We start from the raw sequence: 326 nt of genomic DNA, 5'->3' as shown, positions 1-326 counted from the left end.
GGACAGCCACAACGGGCCCTCGCCGGTCGGGATCATGGTCAGGTCGGTGACCCACAGCCGGTTCGGCCCGGGTGCGGTGAAGTCGCGCTCGACCAGGTCAGGGGCCAGTTCCGCGTTCGGGTCGCGGCGGGTGAATCCCTTGCCCCGGCGCGGGCTGATTCCCGCGAGGCCGGCCTGGCGCATGAGCCGTTCGACGCGTTTGCGGCCGACGCGGGTGCCCTCGCGCTTGAGGATGGCGTGCACGCGCGGTGAGCCGTAGATCCCGTCGGACTCGTCGTGGACCTCCCGGATCCGGTCTGTCAGCTCGACGTCGCGGCGGCGCCGCT

The 326-nt window shown here is 72.4% G+C and carries 1 protein-coding gene; it reads right to left on the bottom strand.

The window, feature by feature from the left end; genetic code table 11:
• Positions 1-326, bottom strand: a 326-nt coding sequence (locus ADK55_RS22585; RefSeq protein WP_159041519.1) for an IS3 family transposase, incomplete at both ends; no start/stop codon positions are given.

The sequence above is a fragment of the Streptomyces sp. WM4235 genome, from assembly GCF_001279725.1.
In the GTDB taxonomy this organism is placed as follows: domain Bacteria; phylum Actinomycetota; class Actinomycetes; order Streptomycetales; family Streptomycetaceae; genus Streptomyces.
Note: the sequence above shows the minus strand (reverse complement) of the source record. Positions and strands in the feature narration are given on the sequence as shown.